This is a genomic window from Novosphingobium colocasiae, assembly GCF_014652555.1.
Lineage (GTDB): Bacteria > Pseudomonadota > Alphaproteobacteria > Sphingomonadales > Sphingomonadaceae > Novosphingobium > Novosphingobium colocasiae.
On sequence record NZ_BMZA01000010.1, the window covers coordinates 13,794 to 33,296 of the forward strand.

Below are 19,503 nucleotides of genomic sequence, written 5' to 3' on the forward strand. Positions count from 1 at the left end.
ATCAGGCCGCCGGTTTGAAGTTGAGGCGCTGCAGCATCTCGCCCCGTTCGCCCATCTGGCGGATCTGGCCGTCGGCCATGACCATCACCTGCTCGACATGCGCGAACACCGATGGCCGGTGGCCGACGATCACCACCACCGCCCCGCGCTCCTTGGCCTTGCGCACCGCTTCGGCCAGCGCGGCCTCGCCCACCGCATCGAGGTTGGAATTGGGTTCGTCCAGCACCAGCATGAACGGATCGCCATAGAGCGCGCGGGCCAGCGCCAGCCGTTGCTTCTGTCCGGCCGAAAGCCCGCCGCCGCCGGGTCCGCCCAGCCGGTAGTCATAGCCGCCGGGCAAGGCGACGATCATCTCGTGAACGTCTGCCGCCTGCGCGGCGGCGATCACCGCTTCGGGCACCGCCTGCGGATCGAAGCGGGCGATGTTCTGCGCGATCGATCCATCGAACATCTCGATCGCTTGCGGGACATAGCCGATATCGCGGCCCAGTTGCACCGGGTCCCACTGATCGAGCGCCGCGCCGTCCAGCCGCACTGCGCCGCGCAGCAGTGGCCATGCCCCGGTGATCGCGCGCATCAGCGTGGATTTGCCCGATCCGCTATGGCCGATCACCGCCACCGCCTGCCCCGCCTCCAGCCGGAAGCTGGCGTTGGCCAGCGTCACCCGTTGCCGCCCCGGCGGGCCGCACACCGCGCCCTGCACCTCCAGGCTTTTCGCCGGGCGCGGCAGCGGCAGCGGTGGTTCGCGGCGGGGAACGGCGGCGAGAAGGGCGTTCAGCCGTTGCCAAGCCTGCGTCGCCTCGGTCATCCCCTTCCACTGGCCGATCGTCTGTTCGACCGGCATCAGCGCGCGGGCCGAAAGGATCGATCCGGCGATGATGACGCCGCCGGTCGCATAGCCGCGAATGACCAGGAATGCCCCCATCGCCAGCACGAAGCTTTGCAGGAACATGCGGAACGCCTTGCTGATCACCTGCATCCGGCTGGACACGCCCGACAGCCGATCGTGCGCGGCGATGATCCCGGCGCTCACCGCGTCCCAGTTCCGTCGCAGCCAGGCATCCATGCCCAGCACCCGCAGCACTTCGGCGTTACGGCGCACATCCTCGGCCATGGCAAACCGTGTGGCCGAGGCGGAGGCGACGTCGGCCGTCGGCCCTCGCGTGCGGACGTCCCCGGCCAGCATCAGCGTCACCAGCACGGCCACCCCCACCACCGTCGTCAGCCCCAGCAGCCAGTGGAACACGAACAGGATCAGCAGGAACAGGAGGACATAGGGCAGGTCGAGCAGGGCCAGCGGGCCCTGCCCCGAAATGAACGCGCGCACCATGTCGAGATCGCGCACCGGCGCGCTGCCCGAAGGCAGTGGCCCGGCGTCCAGCTCGTACCGGCTGATCACATCGAACATGCGATCGGAAAACAGCCGGTCCGCCCGCGCCCCGGCGTGCATCAGCACCCGCGCGCGGATCACGTCGATCAGCCCCTGAAACAGATAGGCCACCGCCACCATCAGCAGCAGCCCGAACAGCGTGGGCAGGCTGCGGCTGGCCAGCACGTCATCGTAGACCAGCAGCATGAAGAACGAGCCGGACAGCAGCAGCACGTTGAACACCGCGCTGAAGATCAGCACCGGCCCCATCACCGGCCGCAGCACCTGCAGCATCGCGCCGACATGGCCCAGCAGGCGGGACGGTTGCGCCGGGGTCATGGCGCGGCCACTCCTGGTGGCACCGCAGCCGGGGCAGGCACCAGGGCCATGGCGTGGCCCGCCTCGTCGTCGTGCTCGATCGCCAGCGGGGTGGCCTTGAAGCGCTGGTCCACGAACGGCGCATCGATCAGCCGGACCAGCGGCCCGCTCGGCAAGCCGGTGAACGGGCCGGGGCCATAGCCGGCGGGATCGTAAGCCGGGGTGCCGGGCGCGAAGGCATCGGCGCGAAGCTGGCCCATCGCGCCCAGCAGCAGGGCGTGCTGCACGAACAGTTGCGCTTCGGACTGCGCCTGCGCCTGGCGCGATACCAGCAGGTCGCGCGCGGTATCGAGCACGTCGAGCGAGGTGAGTTGGCCGGCCAACTGCTGTTCGCGCGCGCCGTCCAGCGCGCTTTGCGCCGCGGCGACCGCGCGGGCATAGGCGGGCAGGGCGCGGCGGGCGGCGGCGAGCTGGTCCCAGAAACTGGCGATATTCTCGCGCACATCGCGCGATGTCTGTTCCGCCCGCTGGCTCGCTGCATCGGCGTCCTGCTGCGCCTCGCGGATGCGGGCGGAGAGCAGCCCCGCCGAAAAGAACGGCACCGTCACGCCCACGCGGGCCTGCGCGGAAAGCTGGTGCAGGTCTTCGAACTGGAGGTCGGGCCGGGTCATGCCGACCGTGCCCGAAGCGCTGACATAGGGCCGGGCGTTGCCCTTGGCCTGGCCGATGCGGGCCCGGGCTGCGGCCAGTTCGAAGCGCGCCTGTTCGACCAAGGGGCTCGATTGCGCGCCGATGTTCTGCGCGTCGGCGATGGTGGCGGGTAGCGGCGGAAGCTGCGGCAGCGGGGCCAGATCGTCGGGATAATGGCCCGTCAGGTTGCGGAAGGTGTTGCGGCTCGCTTCCAGGTTGCCTTGCGCCAGTTCAAGCTGCGCCTGACCGCTGAAAATGCGGTTGCGGGTTTGCTGCAGGTCGGTCTCGGTGGCATAGCGCGAACTGTAGCGGGCGCTGGTCTGGTCAAGCTGTTCGTTCAGCAGCGACAGGTTCTCCTGCGCGATCCCCACCAGCTTGATATCGCGCAGCACGGCGGCATAGGTGATGATGACGTTGGCCATCAGGTCCTGCTCGGTAGCCCGCAATTGCGCGATCGAGGCACCGTAGCCGGCCTGCGCGAAGCGGCGCTGGCTGGCGAGCCGGCCGAAAGTGAACAGCGGCTGGTCCACCGATAGCGAGGCTTGCGGTGTGAAGCTGCCGGCCTGCTGCACGGTCACCCCGCGATAGCGCGAACGCTGCCAGGAATAGACATAGCCGGCATCCCCGGTCAGCGTCGGGCCAAAGGCGGCGCGGCTCTGCTCCACCCGTTCCTGCGCGGCGCGGGTCGATGCCCGGGCGGCTTGCGCGCCGGGGTTGTTTTCATAAGCGGCGGCAATCGCATCGGCCAGCGTTTCCGCCCGTGCGGCCGCAACCGGCAGGCCGAGCGCGAGGGCACCCGCGGCGATCAGCAGGGCGAACGGCGGCCGATCCGCGCCGGGACGGCGGGGGTCAGGCGTGTGCATGGATGCTCCACGATGCCGGGGCGGTGCGATGCCGGTGGCGGGGCCATGGATCATGAGGCACGCGAAAGATCGCCCTGAAAGCTGATCCAGCGTCGGTTGGCCTCGCTCAGGCACTGGCTGTCGACCGGGCGGTTGTATCGCCCGCAATCCCACAGCACCACTTCGACCCCGGTGCGCCGGTCGCTCACGTACAGAAAGGCGACCGTGCGGGCGACCGGGTTGTCGGGCGAGCCGAAGCCCTGCGCCCGCCGGTCCCAGCCGACCACCTTGCAATAGCTTGCCCCGCGACACTGTCCCAGCCCCTGCAGCGCCAGCGCGTCGCCATCGCCCTGGGCATCGACGAGGATGAAGTGATCGCCACTGCCCCGGTCCACCAGCCCGCTGCCGGGCGGACGCGCGGCGGCAAGCCCCGCCGGATCGTCGAGCGCATAGGCGAGGCGCGGCGTATCGCCCCCGGCATGGGCGGGGGACAGCATCGCCAGCCGCGGCTCGCGCTGTTCGCCGCCGGCATAGCCGCTGGCAAAGGCCGCGCGCCGGCCCCAGCCGCCGTGCCAGCGAAAGAACAGATGCGTGCCGACCTTGGCGATCTTGTCGAGCGATGCGCTCCAATAAGGGTGCACCCAGTCGGTATGGTAATGCGTCGCCATGCCCACGCGCGGATCGGTCGTCCCGGCCAGAAACGCGCGCGCCGTTTCGCGGGCGCGTTGCCACCCGGCGACAGAGGGCCGCCGCGCCAGCGCGCCGTCGCAGGTGAAGGTGAACTGGCACCCGGTGCTGCGCTGCGCCCCCTGATAGACGACGCCGCACACCGTATGCGGATAGGCCGGATGACGCAGCCGGTTCAGCACCACTTGCGCCACCGCCTGCTGACCGCCGCGATCGTCGCCCGCTTCATACCATACGGCGCTGGCCAGACAGTCCAGCGCCCGCGCGTAATCGGCCGAAGCCGGGGGCACGACAAACGGGATCGGCGCATCGGGCCCGAGCGGCTGAAACCCGATCGCCGCATTGATCGCCCGCGCGCTATCGCGATCGATCCGCGCGAAAACCAGCGGTTCTACCGGCGGCGCTGCGAGCGGGGTTTGCGCCCGAGCACCCGGCAGCGGCGCGCCGGCAGCGGCCGGACTCTGGCGATGCGTTAGCCTCGCGCTGTGCGGGCCATGCATCTGCAACACGAACACGGCGATGATCGCCAGACACACGGCGACCAGCGGCCACCGTCCGATCACCCCAGCGCCTGCAAGCGGCAAGGCTGCGGGAGACGAGCGACGTCCAGCAGCGCTGAAACGCACGTCCCCTTGCAGGCCATCCAACCCCGGCTCCGCCGCGCGACTATGGATGATTGCACCACCTGCCCCTCCCCCCTCCAGGGGGGAGGTCGGGAGGGGGGTGTCCCCCTCCTCCATCGACGCGCTGCCTGCGGCATCGCTCCCCCACCCCCGCCCCCTCCCCGGCGGGGAGGGGAGATGCGGGGGCGCATCGTCAGCATCCAAACCCAAGAATGCAGATCGCCGCCCGAGCGGACGGGCACTTCTGGCACTCGATCGCGCTTCGATTTCCGTCGCAGGTGCAGCAGCGTCTGGCTCAGCACCCAATCCCCACCCTTGCTGCGGCACCCCGCCGATCACGGCGGCAATCGGCGCTGACGTCGCCGAGGCTGCGCCCCAGACGCTCCCAAGCGGACCCCCGGCATCCGCCCCACGCGCATCCTCCGCACCAAGCGGCCGGGCGAAAAGCAGGCGCATCAGCGCGCCACCGTCAGGCTGATCATGCCGCCGAACTGGCGGTAGGGATCGAACGGGGCCCCGCGTCCTTGCGCGAACCTTTGGCTGTACGATACGCTCGCCTGCGCGCTCAGCCAGTTGTTGATCCGCCACACCGGGCCGGCCGATAGAGACAGCGTGCGCGCCGAATAGGTGGCATGGCCGTAATCCTCGAATGTCAGCGCGCCTGCCGCCAGCAGCGAGACATTGCGCCGGTACTCGTATTCCAGCTCGGCCCGCCCGGTCGTGACCGTGACGGCGCTGACGAGGTCGTAAGGGCTGGTGGTGACGGTCTGCTCGACACTGCCGCGCACGGTCAGCAGGCGGGTGGGGTAATAGCGCAGTTGCGCGGATATCGCGGGCCCGGAAATGCTGCGCTGGCGCGGATCGACGAAGCGGTGGGTGCGATACCCCGCCCCCACTTGCGCGATCAGCGCCCGGCTGAGGTCATAGCGCACGCCGATCAGCCCGCTCCAGTCATCGGCGTCGCGGTTACCGATGGCGGGGGAGCGGCGATAATCGAACCGCTGATAGGCCCCGGCGGCGAATACCGAGGTGCGGGCGCTGATGTCGAACGAGGCGACGAGTTGCCCTTCGTACCGCTCGCCGTCGCGGAACCGCTGGTCGCTCGTCGCGCCGTCCACGCTTTCATAGCGCAGCCAGGTCACCCCGGCGCGCGCGTCCAGCGCGAAGCGGTTGAACCGCTTGTGCCCGGTCAGCGCTCCGTCCAGCACGCGCCGCAGCAGCGGTGGCCCTGCGGTCAGATCGTTTTCGACCGAGCCGCGCTGGATCACTTCGCGGCGATAGCCCGCCTCGGCCGCCAGCGCGGCCTGGTCATTGCCCCGGCGAAACGCGGCGCGCAGGCCGTATTCGGTGGTGTCCTGATCGTGCAGCCGGGCATAGATGCTGCGCCGCAGGCTGGCATCCACCGCCAGCGCGCTGAGCTTGGTCTTGCGGGTGATCCGCAGCCGCGGTTCGACCTGGAGCTGGGCATCCGCCTCCCGGTGATCGGGGGTGAAGAACACGTTGTCGTCCGCCCGCGCGCCGAAGCGGACCGAAGGCAGGATATCGAACCCGCGCAGGTCATAGCCGATCGGCTGGTAGCGCGGCAGCTTGCGGTTCCCTGCCACATCGTCGGGTTCGGTGACCGGCGGGGACAGGCTCTGCGCGCGGGCGGTGAACGCCCCGCCCAGCGTGCCTGCGCCCAGCGCGGCGATCCCCAGCGAGGCCTGCACGATCGCGCGCGCGGCGCAGGGCGCGCGCGAGGCGCAGGGCGCGCGGGAGGCCGTCCGTCCGCGCGCGCCCGGCGGCGCGGGGACGCAGGTGCTGTTGTGCCGCATCGGTTAGAAGCTGCGCTCGGGAATGCGGATGGTGTCGCCGGGCTGGACCGGGGTGGCGCCGTCCAGCCGGTACAGCACTTCGGCCGGGGCATCCTTGTGGCGGATGAACACCCGCTTGGTCTCGGCGCGATACGTGAAGCCTTCGGCCTTGGCGACGGCGCTGTAGACGGTCAGCCCTTCGACGTAAGGGAACTCGCCGGCGTGGTTCACTTCGCCCAGAATGTAGAACGGGCGGAAGTTCAGCACCTCGATCGAGATGCTGGGATCGTCCAGGAAGCCCTGGCGCAGCGCGGCGGCGATCTTCTCGCTCAACTGGGTGATGGTGCTGCCGCGCGCCCGGATCGCGCCGATCAGCGGGAAGGCGATCGAGCCGGTGCCGTCTACCAGATATTCGCCGGTCAGCTTGTCTTCGCCATAGACGGTGATGCGCAGCCGGTCCCCGGAGCCGAGCGCGTAGCCTTCTTCGCGGACCGGCATCGCACTGGCCGGAGGGGCCTTGGCGGCGCAGCCCGAAACGAGGGCGCTGGAAACGAGAATGCCTGCAGCTAGAAATAATGATCGCATGGTAGCCAGCCCCTTGGATACGCAGACCGGAAGCGGCCTGCCCGACGAGAATCCGGTAAGAACGGTCGGCGGAATTTCTCGTAATCTGGCTTTGAAACACCCTCTTTTACAAAGGCAGACTGGTTCGATTTCGATCCGATACGAAGATATCGCCTCCATATTCGATCGACCTTGCCCTTATTATGCTGCCGTCACCGATACAGATGCACGGGGCCGGGACGCACGCGGACTTCGCGCGAACCGGTAAGGACCGGCGCGGAAATGGGTGCCGCAGGCGCTATGCTTAGCCAATGGCATGCCGGGGCGAAGGGAGCGCAAATGCCCCCTTCGCCTGCGGGGGGGTCAGTTGTAGAAGTTGTAGTCACCCAGCACGAGCTGGTTGCCGTTCGTCGATCCGATCGCGATCACGTAGTCGAGACCGGTGATCGTGCTGTGGATCGAGTAGTACTGTGCATGGACGTCGCCGCCGGGGCTGGCGCTGTTCTGGCCATAGCCGATGAAGCTCAGCGTGGAGCCTGCGCCGAAGCCCTGCAGGTACAGGAAATCGTTGTTGCCGGCCTGGTAGACGCCCGCGCCGTTGAAGTCGTAGATGAAGTCCTGTGCCTTCGCGCCGAGGCCGGAGTTGGCGTTGAGCCCGGCGTCGAAGTCTGACAGCTTGAGGACGAAGGCGTCATTGCCCGCGCCGCCATAATAGGCATCGACCCCGGCCCCCCCGACAAGAGCATCGTTGCTGCCGGTTCCCGCGATCTTGTCACTGCCACTGGTGCCAATCACGATTGTCATGCAAACCTCCTAAGTAATAGTACTAGTGAAGACGAAATATGCGACGTATATCGAACGCAAGGATGGGGTTGATCGCTAAATCATCCCGGTTTGTCGAAAATGTGCCCTCCGTTTACGACACTTCATTATAGGTCTTTAATTTTGACGACTTCAAGGCTGTGTCATTGTTGTTCGTCGTGATTCTGCTGGTCGTTTGATCCGTTACCGATCGAACAATTCTCGTCCTGCGGAGAGTTGGCGCTATTTTTAGTGTGAGATTTTCGCTGGTGCCGCTCGGTGATCGGCGGCCTCGACGGATGGACAGGCCAGGAGTGCCGAGCCGATGGTGCATTTCGGACTAGAATGGAAAATTCGGCGAACCCGTCGTGGCACAGGCGGCGGCGAATCGTCGCGCGGCAGGGCAGGGGCGACCGGCGCGTGAAAATGCTCCGCTATCGCCCCGCCGTCGCCAATTTCGGGGATGATCTGAACGATATCCTGTGGCCCGCGCTGGCCCCGGCGCTGTTCCGGGATGAAGCGCATGGCCCGCAACCGGACGATGCCGCCTGGTTCGTGGGTATCGGCACGATCATCGGCATGCCGCCGGGTGTTGCGCGCCGGCTCCACGTGTTTTCGAGCGGGATCGGCTACGCTCCCGTCGCGGCATGGCGGGGCCTGCAGGTTGACTATCACTGCGTGCGCGGCCCGATCTCGGCGCGAGTTCTCGGCCTTGAGTCCCACCGCGCGCTGACTGACGGGGCGATCCTGGCCCCGCTGCTGCCGGAACTCGCCGGGGGCGCGGTGCCGCAGGCCGGCACCGTGGTGGTCCCGCATTACGAAACCATTGCCTTTCCCGGCTGGGACAAGGCGGCGCGGCTGGCCGGGATGCGGCTGGTCGATCCGCGCGGCACCCCGGCAGAGGTCATCCGCGCCTTGCGCGGCGCGCAACTGGTGCTGACCGAATCGCTGCACGGTGCGATCCTGGCGGACAGTTTCGGCGTGCCGTGGGTGCCGTTCGCGGTGTCCGGCAATTTCTCGACCGCCAAATGGGCGGACTGGGCGGCATCGCTGGACCTGCGGATCGCGGTGACGATGGTGGTCCCGCCCGATCCGATGCCGCTGCTGCGGTTCGGCAGGCGGGCCGAACCGTTCGGCACGCGGATCGCCATCGACCCGGAGGCTGCGCTTGGCGAATTCCGGTCGCGGGTCGCGCCCGCCCGGCAGGTTTCGCGGCTCAAGCGCGCGGCCAAGGCCGTGCTTGAAGGCGTACCCCCGGCGCGGGCGCTGCTCGGCTATTCACCCGATCGCACGGCGGAGCACCTGCTGCGTCTGGCACAGGCCTCCCCCTGGTGCAGCGCCGAGGCCCGCCGCGACACCCTGCGCGCCGCGATGCGCGAACGGCTGGAGACGCTGGTGCGGGCGCAGGATGCGTTGTGCAGTACCGTGGATTGACCGTCGCGCCGCGCGGGCTGGCTTTGGCGCGCGGCTCGGCTATCATGGCCCGGTATGCTCCCGCTAGGTTTCCGCCTCGATGGATGATCGTCCGAAAAGCCCGCGTGGTCTCGGGGTTTCTCCCGATGTCGCGGCTAACGCTTCCTCGGCCGGGGCGGACTATCGGGCTGGCCGGAACATGCCCCAGGATCGCAACCTGCCAACCCGAAAGGCCGCCCGCGCGGCCGGGTCCATCGGCGCCCGCCCGGTCCGCTGGCGCTGGTGGTTCGTCGGCCTGTGCCTCAGCCTCGCGATGTGGGCCGGGATCGCGGCGCTGCTCGGCGTGCTCTGAACCGGCTGCCGGGCAATCCGCAACCGAATAGGCTGTAAATCGGATGCATCTCGGATTGAGGGGCCGGCGGCTATGTTCATAGGCTGCACGGGTTAACCCGAAGCCCCGGCGATGCCGTGCGGTCGCGGGTCTTCCCCGCAGCCGCACGCCGCCACAACGCACGGCCAGACCCGGAGCCCGCCGTTGAACAAGAGCCTTTCGCTGTTTCTGGACCTGCTGCGGCTGGGTGCCGCGCTCTTGGTGCTGGTGGGCCATATGGCCGAAGTCTTCGCGCTGCACTTGCCGGACCTGATCCACCACAGCGCCAAGGAAGGCGTGGCGATCTTTTTCGTCCTTTCGGGCTTCGTCATCGCCTTCGTGACGGACGGCCGGGAAAAGGACTGGCGCGCCTATGCCCGGTCGCGGTATCTGCGCATGGTGTCGGTGGTGCCGCTGGCGCTGGTGGTGCTGTGCCTGTGCTATGCGATCGGGGTCCGGATCGATCCCGCGGCATACGCGCCGGGTCCGCTGGCGCTGGCCGGGACCGTGGGCGATCCGCCATCTCTGGCCGGGGTTCTGCGCTACCTCACCTTCACGAACGAGCTGTGGTTCGCGCGCGGGGTCATCAGCACCGGCGCGCCGTTCTGGTCGCTCGGGTTCGAAATGGCGTACTATGTCGCCTTCGCCATCCTGCTGTTCGGCCGGGGCTGGTGGCGCGTGGCGATGATGGCCGCGTGGGCGGCGGTGTGCGGGCCGCGCATCGTCCTGGCATTTCCGCTCTGGCTGATCGGAGTGGTCGCCTGGCACATGGTGCGGCGCGGGGTCAGGCTCTCTCCGGCGCGCGGCTGGCTACTGGTCGGGCTGACGGCGCTGGCGGTGCTGGCTTGGCGCAAGTTTGCCAGCGCCCCCGCCGCGCCCTTGTTCGAATGGCACGCGCCCGGCGCGCTGGCGCTCAGCATGGGCTACTATGCGGTGCTGGCGGTGCTGATCGCGCTGCTGATCGTCAGCTTCGCGGCCACTGCGCCGGGGCAGGGTTTCTGGCCTGCCCTGGTCGAACGCGCGGTGCGCTTCCTCGCCGGTGCCAGCTTCACGCTGTACATCGCGCACTTGCCGCTGATGGTGCTGTTCGCGGTCTTGCTGCCGGTTTCGCTGGGCGGCGCGGCGAAAGCGGCGATAGCCACCACTTTGACGATCCTGGCTGTATTGTTACTGGCTGAGGTGGGTGAGCGCAGGAAAAATACTTATGCAACTATCACGTACAAACTGGGTCAGTACGTAGCCTGATGTTCTCTGTAAATTAAGGTTTGAAAACAGTTAATTTTAATTCACCGCAATCGTTTCAGCCGGATTATGACTCGTATTCCTAATTTCCCTTTCAACCCGGCGGCGGATGGGACGCCCTCGGTTCGAAAGGGATCAGCATCATGGCTTTCAGTTATACGAACGCCCTCGGGCTTTCACTCAGGTCTTCGGACACCGCGACCAAGGCATTGTTCGGCACGGCGGGCAAGGATCTGCTCCTCGGCACCGCCGCGAACGATATCATGCGCGGTTACGGCGGCGGCGATATCTACAAGGGCGGCCTGGGGGATGACACGTATATCATCTCCAGCATCAAGGACGCCGTCACCGAAGCGGCGGCGCAGGGGACCGACACGATCCGGTCCTCGGTCTATCACGTCCTTGAAGCCAACGTCGAAAACCTCATCCTCGAAGGCAAGAACGCCTGGTACGGCGGCGGCAATGCGGGTGACAATGTCATCATCGGCAACGAATTCGATCAGCAGATCGATGGCAAGGGCGGCAACGATTTCCTCATCGGCGGGGGCGGTGCCGATACCTTCATCGTCACCGCCGGCAACGGCAGCGACGTCATCGCCGATTACACCGTCGGCACTGACCATATCCGCCTCGGCGGGCAGGGCCTGACCAATTTCAGCCAGGTCCAGTCCCATCTGAAGCAAGTCGGCCGCGACACCGTGCTGACCTTCGACAATGGCGAACGGCTGGTGCTGAACGGTATCAAGGCCGGCACCCTGACAGCGGCGGACTTCACCTATGATCGTGACGCTTCGAAGCTGACCCTGGGCTTCAGCGACGAATTCAACACGCTCAATCTCAATATGCGGCAAAGCGGCTGGCGCACCGAATACGGCAACGGCGGCCCCGGCTCCGTCGCCAGCCATACCCTGCAGGGCGAGGCCGAAGTCTACACCGACCCCACCTGGACCGGCACCGGCAGCAAGCCTTTGGGCGTCAACCCATTCTCGATCGACAACGGCGTGCTGACCATCACCGCCGCGCCCGCGAGCGATGCGATCAAGCCGTTCATTGACGGGCACACCTATACCTCGGGCCTGCTGACCTCGAAGTTCTCCTATGCCCAGCAATACGGCTATTTCGAGATCCGCGCCGCGCTCCCCGCCGGCAACGGCTTCTGGCCCGCCTTCTGGCTGCTGCCGACCGACAATAGCTGGCCGCCCGAACTCGACGTGTTCGAGATGCTCGGCAACGATCCCAACGTCGTCTACATGACCACGCACGGCCGCGAAAACGGCGCGAACACTATGGCGCAGGACAGGGCGGTGATCGATTCCACCCAGTTCCACACGTATGGGGTCGACTGGAACGCAGATCGGGTGATCTACTACATCGACGGCGTCGAAGTGGCCCGGCAGGACACGCCCGAGGCCATGAAGAAAGAGATGTACATGCTCATCAACCTCGCCGTCGGCGGGGACAAGAGCTGGGCGGGCCCGGCCGATGCAAGCACCGGTACCGGCGAGATGAAAGTGGATTATGTCCGCGCCTACCGCACGGCGGACACCGTATCGGCCACCGTCAACGGCACCCACTACACTTACGATCCGTCCGCTCCGGTCACCGGCGGCACCACGCCCGACGGACATACTACGCCACCACCTCCGCCCGCCTCGGGCTCGACGAGCGGCGGGCCCGGCTATGCCTCCCTGACCGGCACCGCCGGCAACGACACCTTCACCGTCACCTCCACGCTCGACAAGATCGTCGAGGCGAAGGACTGCGGCATCGATCTCGTCCTGTCTTCGGCCAGCTACACCTTGCCCGATAACGTCGAAAGCATCCTCCTTTCGGGCAGCGCCGCGATCGATGGCACCGGCAATGCGCTCGACAACCGGCTGATCGGCAACGCCGCTGCCAACGTGCTGACCGGACTGGCCGGGAACGACTATCTCGATGGCTTCGGCGGGGCCGATACCCTGATCGGCGGCCTTGGCGACGATACCTACAAGGTCGACAATGCATCGGTCAAAATCGTCGAGAATGCCGGGGAGGGCACCGATAGCGTGCTGTCCACCATCACCTACCGGCTGGGCGACAACCTCGAAAACCTGCGCCTCGACGGCACCGCCGACCTGGACGGTACCGGCAACGCCCTTGCGAACCGGCTGGTCGGCAACGACGGGGCCAATGTCCTCACCGGGCTGGACGGCAACGACTATCTCGACGGCGGGGCCGGAGCCGATACGCTGATCGGCGGCAAGGGCGATGATACCTTCATCGTCGCGCAGGTCGGCGATGTCGTCATCGAAAAGCCGGGCGAGGGGCTCGACACCGTGTTCGCCGGCATCAGCCACACGCTGTCGGCCAACGTGGAAAACCTGATGCTGACGGGAACTGCTGACATCTACGGCATCGGCAACGATCTGGTCAACCGCATCATCGGCAATGCCGGCGCGAACCTGCTCGACGGCGGCGATGGTGCCGATACGCTGATGGGCGGCGCGGGGGATGATGTCCTGATCGGCGGGGCGGGCTTCGACGCCCTCTACGGCGGCGACGGCGCGGATACCTTCGCGTTCTCCGGCCGCTGGGGCATCGACAGCATCGCCGATTTCAAGGTCGGGACTGACAGGATCGTTCTGGTCGATACCGATCCCGCCAAAGTCGGCATCGTCCACATCGGCAATTCGACGATCATCACCGTGGGGGCCGAGAAGATCACCCTCGCCGGCGCACCCACCGCCAGCTTCGCCGATATCACGTTCCAGTCGGACACTGATTTCACCCATGCCGTGGGACTGCTGGCCTGAGTCCCATCCCGCTGCGGCGGGACAAGGAAGGATTTCACGCGGAGACGCGGAGGCGCAGAGAGGTCAGGTACGCGGCATCGCCGCCTTCCTTGTCGAGGCTGCGTTTGTCGCCACGTAGAAGGGAGACGAAGGCTGCGCCCTTGCGCGACACCTCTGCGCCTCCGCGCCTCCGCGTGAACCATTCTTTCCCTTTCACGAGCCTAACCCCAAATCCCCTCCGATATCGATCAGTCTTCCCGGCCGCCCGGTCGACCCTGATCGGCCCAGCCTGTATCCAAGTCGCGGCACCGGTCCGGTGCCGCGGCTTCGGGGATTCTTGCGCGGATGCTTCGTAATATCCAGGCCCTGCGTGCGTTGGCGGCGCTCATGGTGGTGGTCGTGCACCTCGAAACGCTGGCCGCGCCGCTCGGCATCGGCGCGGGGCAGCTCGCCCCCTTCGCGGTGGGGGTGGACCTGTTCTTCGTCATCAGCGGCTTCATCATGGTCCACACCACCGCGCGGCGCAGGCAAAGCCCGGCGGCGTTCCTCGCCAACCGCCTCTTGCGCATCGCCCCGCTGTACTGGACGCTGACCGCGCTGCTGTTCGCCCTGGCCCTCGCCGCCCCCGGCCTGCTCGGGGCGACGCGGGCCGATCCGGTGGCGCTGCTTAAATCGCTGGCCTTCATCCCCGGTGAACGCGCCGATGGCACGATGCGGCCGGTGCTGTTCGTGGGCTGGTCGCTCAATCTGGAAATGGCGTTCTACTGCGTCTTCGCCCTGTGCCTGACGGTCGCGGACCTGCGGCGGGTGCTGCTGGGCGTGGCCGTGCTGGTAGCGATCGCCGCCTTCGGCTTTGCCGCCAGGCAACACCTCGCCCCCGAACTGCGCTTCCTGACCCAGCCGATCCTCCTCGAATTCGCGGCGGGCATGGCGCTGGGATACCGGTATCAGGCCCACCCCGGCGATCCCCGCCGCGCGCGGGCGGCGCTGGCGCTGATGCCGCTCGCATTCCTGGCCCTGATCGCCGCAGCCACGCTGCCCGAACCGCTGGCGCGCGCGCTGCCGGTGCCGCCGGCGCTGGCGCCGGCGGCATGGCTGGTGTGGCTGGCGCTGCGGGCGGAGGCCGGGGGCAGGGTGCTGGCCGCGCGGCCGGTGCAGGCGCTGGGCGACGCCAGTTACGCGCTGTACCTCAGCCACCCCTTCGTCACGCAGGGCTTCGCCTTCCTCGCCGCCGCGCTCGGCCTGATCCATGCCGGCACCGCGCCCGCGCTGATGATCGCCTGCGTCGCGCTGGCGGCGCTGGTCGGGCTGGCGGTGCATCGCGGGCTGGAACTGCCGCTGACGCACCTCGCCCGCCGCCTGTGCACTCCTGCCACGCGGACACGCGCTGCACCGGCGGGCGCGGAATGACCGGGGCCATCCTCCCGCGCCATCAAGGCCAGGCGGACGGCAGCCGCCTGGCCGCGCTGTTCGCCGATCGCAACTGGCAGGATGGCGTGTTCGCCGGGCTCATGCTGCTGTCGCGCATCCCCGCCAACCTCGGCACCGCCGGCGGGCTCGCGTTTCTGCTCCTCGCCGGGCTCTATACCCTGCTGCGGCTGGAGCAGGCCGGGCTGACGCTGCGCCGCTGCTGGCCGCTGCTGGTCTATCCGGCGGTGGCGCTGCTCTCGGCAAGCTGGGCTGATTTCCCGGAGCTGACCCTGCGCGCCGCCGTGCAGATGACCGTCACCGCCTATGCCGGCCTGCTGCTCTCGCAGGCGGAGCGGCCGCGCACCGTGCTGCTGGCGTTGCTGGCGGTCTACGGCGGCTATACAGTCGCCTCGTGGCTGGCCGGCAATACCCGGGCGGACGGGCTGGGCGAGGCTCCGGCGCTCTATGGTCTGGGGGGAGAGGCGAAGAACTACTTCGCCGATACTACCGGCACCGCCGTGCTGCTGGCGCTCGCCGGGCTGGCGATGATGCTGGAACGGCGGGCCTGGGCATGGTCGGCGGCGCTGGCGATTGTCACCGCGATCTGCGTCATGGCCACGCTGGCGGCGCGCTCCGCCGGGGCGGTCGCGGCGCTGCTGTCATCGGGGGCGCTGCTGGCGGCGCTGCTCCTGCTGCGCAAGGCCTCGCCTGCGGCCAAGCTGCTGTTCGTCATCGCGCTGGTCACCGCGCTGGTGCTGGGCGCGCTGTTCTTCGATCAGTTGCTGGCGCTGGTCCAGCAAGCCTCGAACAAGGATGAAGGGCTGACCGGGCGCGCTTACCTGTGGTACCGCGCCGCCTTCTACACCGCCGAACGGCCATGGCTGGGCGTCGGCTACTTCGGCTTCTGGACCGCGCAAAACCCCGAAGCGATCGGCCTGTGGCGCTATTTCGACGTGCGGCAGGAAGGCACCGCGTTCTCGTTTCACAACGGCTATATCCAGACCTGGGTGGAAACCGGCCTGATCGGCGTGGCCGCGCTGGTCTTGACCTGGGCCGCCACCGCCGCCCTGCTGCTGCGCCGCTTCGTCATCACCCGCTCGCTGCCCGCCTGCTTCTGGCTGGCGTACCTCGCGCACGAAATGGCCAAGACCCCCGTCGAACCCATCCGCCCCAGCGCCCTCGTCGCCCCCACGATCATGATGTTCGCGGCCGCCGGCTTCGGCTGCCTGCCGGTGTTGCGCCCACCCAGACCCTGATTGCACGCCTAGCATCCCCCCGCCCCGGCGGGGCGGGGCCGGGGGTAGGGGAGCGCTGCCGCAAGGCAGCGCGTCGACGCCGGCGGGGGTACACCTCCTCCGAACCTCCCCCCTCAAGGGTGGAGGAGCAGCCAGTCCCATCAAGCGCCCCGCGCTCGAAAGATCGCACATCGTCGCGGCATGCAAACGCCGAAATCGTCTTTTGCCCGCCAAGGGCACATTGTCGTGTTCGAAGAAACGGCTACTGTCCTCGCGAGGAGCGCCAATGAGCGACCAGACTATCACGGAGGCATTCTGCAAATGACAACGGCTCTAAAAGCTCTGGCGATTCTGCTGTGCCTTGCTGCGATTATCCTTGCCGTTGTCTTCGTCAGGACCTTCGAGGCAGGGGATCCTGGCGTGACTGGGATATTCTCATCGCTTGCGGCGTTCGCGGCTGCTTTGGTAACCAAAGCATGGTGGAATGCCCGAAGCGCCAAGCTAGGCGTTGCCGCAAAGGGGGGGGGCGAACGCTCCGGGGACAAATGAAAGGCAATGATCCGTTCGTACATATCCCGCGACAAAAGTCACCATTACGGGATTACCGTGCCAGTTTGATAAATATACAAATGTGCCAGTCATGCGCCGCGGCCTGCCCCCGTTGTCTCGTCATCGCCGGCTTGTCTTATCATGCGACCCAGCGTGGCAACTGGCGGCAGCAGACATTTTCGAGGATAGGAGGATGGAGCAACAACCGCTCCCTTCAAGCGGCTGCGCTCGAAGGATCGCGCATCGTCGCGGCATGCAGACGCCGAAATCGTCTTTCGCCCGCCAAGGCGACATTGTCGTGATCGAAGAAGCGGCTACTCTGCTCGCGAGGAGCACGATGCGCGACCAGACCATCACCGTGAAAGCTAGAATCCGGCTTTTGTCGAAAGCCGAGGGTGGCCGCGCTTCCCCGATCAGAGGCAGTTTCCGCCCCAACCACAATTTCTTCGGGGCGGACGATCGCGAAATGACGATAGGCCAGATCGATTTGCCGGATAATGCAGAGTTGCAACCCGGAGCCAGCATCGACCTGGCGATGACGTTCTTGAATTGGCCCGGCCTGGAGGGGCAAATCTACCCGGGCCGGGAATGGCGCATTCAGGAAGGTGCCAGGCTGATTGGCACCGGCACCGTTCTGGAGGTTCTTCCCGCCGGTAACGGGCTCACAGTTGAGACGTAAAGCTGGCCACTTATGGTCACTCCTATGGGGTCTATTTACGTGCGTGACACAAGTGAATTGCAACAGCTTTTCGGGCGATCGATGACGAATGCGCATCGTCGGCTCCGAGGCCTATCAATGCGGTAACGCACCATGAAAGGTGGCGCGCAAGTTCGTCATCGTCAGCGCCTCGGGAAAGCATGCCATAAAGCTGTTCCGCATAGGCGTCATACTCTCCCGAAGCGTTGGGATCGTCATTGACGCCGATCGGATCCCATTCTTTCCACAGCAACATCTTGATTGCGTCAAGTTCGGTCATAGCTGGTGCCTATCACGCGAAAGCCGGACGGGTTAGACTGGAATTGCCGTGCCAGTTTACTAGGCCGCAAATTCATAAAACGGGCCGGGCTGTTGCAGGAAACCCTCGCAAATCCGGCGCACAGCGCTACATAATCGAACATAGGACGTGGCGGCGTCATCCTGCCCTTATGGAAGGGGCCGATGCTTCTGGCCGAAGCGCCACGTCCTACGCCCTGACAGGCTGTGGTGGACCGCAGCCCTCAAACCTTATGCCGATGCCCGGCGATGCTTGGGCAGGGCAACCGCCTTGCGGCGCTTCTGGTTCTCCTGCTTCATCTCGGTGAATTCCGGCTCCAGCTCCTTCAATCGCTTCACCAGACCGGACAGGTCGTATTCGTTGCTGGTCTTGCCGCGCCCAGGCCGGGTGCGCTCGATACGCTGTACAAGGCCGGCACTTTCCAGCTCGGCGATCTGCCGCTGCACCTGCCGCTCGCTCATGCCCATGCGCTCGGCCAGCAGCTGCTTCTTCGGCCAAGGCCGTTGCGCGGCGTCCCACCAGATGTCGGCCAGGTGCATGATGACGTTGAACTGCACTGGGTTGATGCCAAGCCGCGCCTGCGCTTGCATGAGCAGCGACGGCACAATACAGAAACCCAGGTCCATGACCGGCTTGCCGTATTTCTTCTCCGACGCCTTGCGGGTGTCGGCCTTTGGCTTGATTGGCACGACCTTGGTGGGCTTGATAGATGAGACGATTTTGACCATGTTGCGTTACCTCGTTGAACGCAATATGTGTCGATTTCTGGCTACTTGCAATGGTAGCCGACTGGACTTCTATGTCCGATCGCGCATAGACACCAGCGTCCGGTTAGGACAGGTCGCCCACGTCCGATGAATCAGGACAGTCCGGTTAACCTGCACATCGGCATAAGGGCATACTAACATAGCACTCTAGGCAGACCGGTCGCGGATGACCGGTCGGTCGAGACAATTCCAGCGCCACGTGCGTTTGGAATTTGAATGAACGCCGCGAGCGGCAGCTTCCGCCCTTCGGCTTCCAGAAGCCGACAATCCGCTTACGGCCCAGTCTCGGGCGTGGATGGAAGTTGCCCCGGCACGCCGTGAATGTCCGACTTGGTCATGAGCTGCCTTTCACCGCTGACGATGAGAAAGACGGCCTTGTCCCAATGTCAGCCGTTCCAATCATTGCCGAATTTGTCCACGCCGCCTCGGCAAGCGACTGACCTACAAAGACACAGTCGCATAGGTTGAAGCATGAGCAGCAAATCATTGCGAAGCCCGTTTCAAATCCCGTCGAATGCCAGTAAAACGAATGGCAGCAATGCGGAGCTGCGGCCGTGGGCTGGCTGATTGAACTACTGGGTGAAGGCTTTTGGGAGATGGGGACAGAGTTTGCCCATCGCCGCTGGGGTTGGCGCGGCTTGGTCGTCGCAATAGTCTGCCCCCTCGCCGTATGTGCAATCGCGATCTGGCTGATTCTGGGGTGATGGCCCAAGCAATGGCAACATCGTCTGGCATAGGCTCATGGAGCCCGTGCGGCGCGACGGCAGCGGCCGGCCGAAATTCTGCGGACCGCAACCACAAAGGAAGTAATGGTTCACGCGAAGGCGCGAAGGCGCAGAGGTGTTGCTCGATGCCGCCGACGCCAGCCCCGTTTCAACGCCGCGACAAACGCACCCTCGAATGGGAAAGCGGCAGTGCCGCAAGCGCAGCACCTCTGCGTCTTTGCGCCTCTGCGCGAACCCGTTTTCTTCTTTCGGACCAGCCCCACCGCCCCGTCTCAGGCGCTGCGCTGTCGAGCAAGTGGGGGAGCGCAGGCGAGACACGCAAACCAGCGCGCCAGCGTG

General features: G+C 66.4%; 16 protein-coding genes. 8 read left to right on the plus strand and 8 right to left on the minus strand.

Annotation, left to right across the window (positions count from 1 at the left end):
* Position 1 precedes the first annotated feature (1 nt).
* The 6 genes from IE122_RS12755 to IE122_RS12780 form a co-directional block, all read right to left on the minus strand.
* Positions 2 to 1,708 (minus strand): type I secretion system permease/ATPase, encoded by a 1,707-nt coding sequence (locus IE122_RS12755; RefSeq protein WP_189621561.1) that lies wholly within the window; start codon positions 1,706 to 1,708, stop codon positions 2 to 4.
* Positions 1,705 to 3,240 carry a TolC family outer membrane protein gene (locus IE122_RS12760; RefSeq protein ID WP_189621562.1) on the minus strand — a complete coding sequence of 512 codons (1,536 nt, stop codon included), beginning with the start codon at positions 3,238 to 3,240 and terminating at the stop codon, positions 1,705 to 1,707. The genes IE122_RS12755 and IE122_RS12760 overlap by 4 nt, the downstream gene beginning before the upstream one ends.
* 50 nt (positions 3,241 to 3,290) lie before the next feature.
* The gene (locus tag IE122_RS12765) at positions 3,291 to 4,469 is read right to left on the minus strand and encodes a cell wall hydrolase (RefSeq protein ID WP_189621563.1); all 1,179 of its coding nucleotides are present in this window, start codon (positions 4,467 to 4,469) and stop codon (positions 3,291 to 3,293) included.
* Positions 4,470 to 4,984: 515 nt separating this feature from the next.
* Positions 4,985 to 6,343: an outer membrane beta-barrel protein gene (locus IE122_RS12770; protein WP_189621564.1), complete on the minus strand. Its 1,359-nt coding sequence runs from the start codon at positions 6,341 to 6,343 to the stop codon at positions 4,985 to 4,987.
* Positions 6,344 to 6,346: 3 nt separating this feature from the next.
* Positions 6,347 to 6,907 (minus strand): polysaccharide biosynthesis/export family protein, encoded by a 561-nt coding sequence (locus IE122_RS12775; RefSeq protein ID WP_189621565.1) that lies wholly within the window; start codon positions 6,905 to 6,907, stop codon positions 6,347 to 6,349.
* 342 nt (positions 6,908 to 7,249) lie between these two features.
* Positions 7,250 to 7,690: a hypothetical protein gene (locus IE122_RS12780; RefSeq protein ID WP_189621566.1), complete on the minus strand. Its 441-nt coding sequence runs from the start codon at positions 7,688 to 7,690 to the stop codon at positions 7,250 to 7,252.
* Between the two features lie 423 nt (positions 7,691 to 8,113).
* On the opposite strand from IE122_RS12780, the gene IE122_RS12785 reads away from it, so the two are divergent.
* The 8 genes from IE122_RS12785 (at position 8,114) to IE122_RS12820 (ending at position 17,356) form a co-directional block, all read left to right on the plus strand.
* Positions 8,114 to 9,121, plus strand: a complete 1,008-nt coding sequence (locus tag IE122_RS12785; RefSeq protein ID WP_189621567.1) for a polysaccharide pyruvyl transferase family protein — start codon at positions 8,114 to 8,116, stop codon at positions 9,119 to 9,121.
* A gap of 79 nt (positions 9,122 to 9,200) precedes the next feature.
* Positions 9,201 to 9,452, plus strand: a complete 252-nt coding sequence (locus tag IE122_RS12790; RefSeq protein ID WP_189621568.1) for a hypothetical protein — start codon at positions 9,201 to 9,203, stop codon at positions 9,450 to 9,452.
* A gap of 183 nt (positions 9,453 to 9,635) precedes the next feature.
* Positions 9,636 to 10,715 carry an acyltransferase family protein gene (locus IE122_RS12795; protein ID WP_189621569.1) on the plus strand — a complete coding sequence of 360 codons (1,080 nt, stop codon included), beginning with the start codon at positions 9,636 to 9,638 and terminating at the stop codon, positions 10,713 to 10,715.
* Between the two features lie 140 nt (positions 10,716 to 10,855).
* A complete protein-coding gene (locus IE122_RS12800) occupies positions 10,856 to 13,504 on the plus strand; it encodes a family 16 glycosylhydrolase (RefSeq protein ID WP_189621570.1) in 2,649 nt (882 codons plus the stop codon).
* 324 nt (positions 13,505 to 13,828) lie between these two features.
* Positions 13,829 to 14,893 (plus strand): acyltransferase family protein, encoded by a 1,065-nt coding sequence (locus tag IE122_RS12805; RefSeq protein WP_189621571.1) that lies wholly within the window; start codon positions 13,829 to 13,831, stop codon positions 14,891 to 14,893.
* A complete protein-coding gene (locus tag IE122_RS12810; protein ID WP_189621572.1) occupies positions 14,890 to 16,149 on the plus strand; it encodes an O-antigen ligase family protein in 1,260 nt (419 codons plus the stop codon). The genes IE122_RS12805 and IE122_RS12810 overlap by 4 nt, the downstream gene beginning before the upstream one ends.
* Positions 16,150 to 16,329: 180 nt before the next feature.
* Positions 16,330 to 16,677 carry a hypothetical protein gene (locus tag IE122_RS12815; protein ID WP_189621573.1) on the plus strand — a complete coding sequence of 116 codons (348 nt, stop codon included), beginning with the start codon at positions 16,330 to 16,332 and terminating at the stop codon, positions 16,675 to 16,677.
* A gap of 253 nt (positions 16,678 to 16,930) precedes the next feature.
* The gene (locus IE122_RS12820; protein ID WP_189621574.1) at positions 16,931 to 17,356 is read left to right on the plus strand and encodes a hypothetical protein; all 426 of its coding nucleotides are present in this window, start codon (positions 16,931 to 16,933) and stop codon (positions 17,354 to 17,356) included.
* Positions 17,357 to 17,387: 31 nt separating this feature from the next.
* On the opposite strand, the gene IE122_RS12825 is transcribed toward IE122_RS12820, so the two are convergent.
* Both IE122_RS12825 and IE122_RS12830 read right to left on the minus strand, forming a co-directional pair.
* Complete coding sequence (locus IE122_RS12825) at positions 17,388 to 17,654, minus strand: hypothetical protein (RefSeq protein ID WP_189621575.1); 267 nt, start codon at positions 17,652 to 17,654, stop codon at positions 17,388 to 17,390.
* Between the two features lie 248 nt (positions 17,655 to 17,902).
* Positions 17,903 to 18,400: a helix-turn-helix domain-containing protein gene (locus tag IE122_RS12830; RefSeq protein WP_189621576.1), complete on the minus strand. Its 498-nt coding sequence runs from the start codon at positions 18,398 to 18,400 to the stop codon at positions 17,903 to 17,905.
* Between the last annotated feature and the right edge of the window lie 1,103 nt (positions 18,401 to 19,503).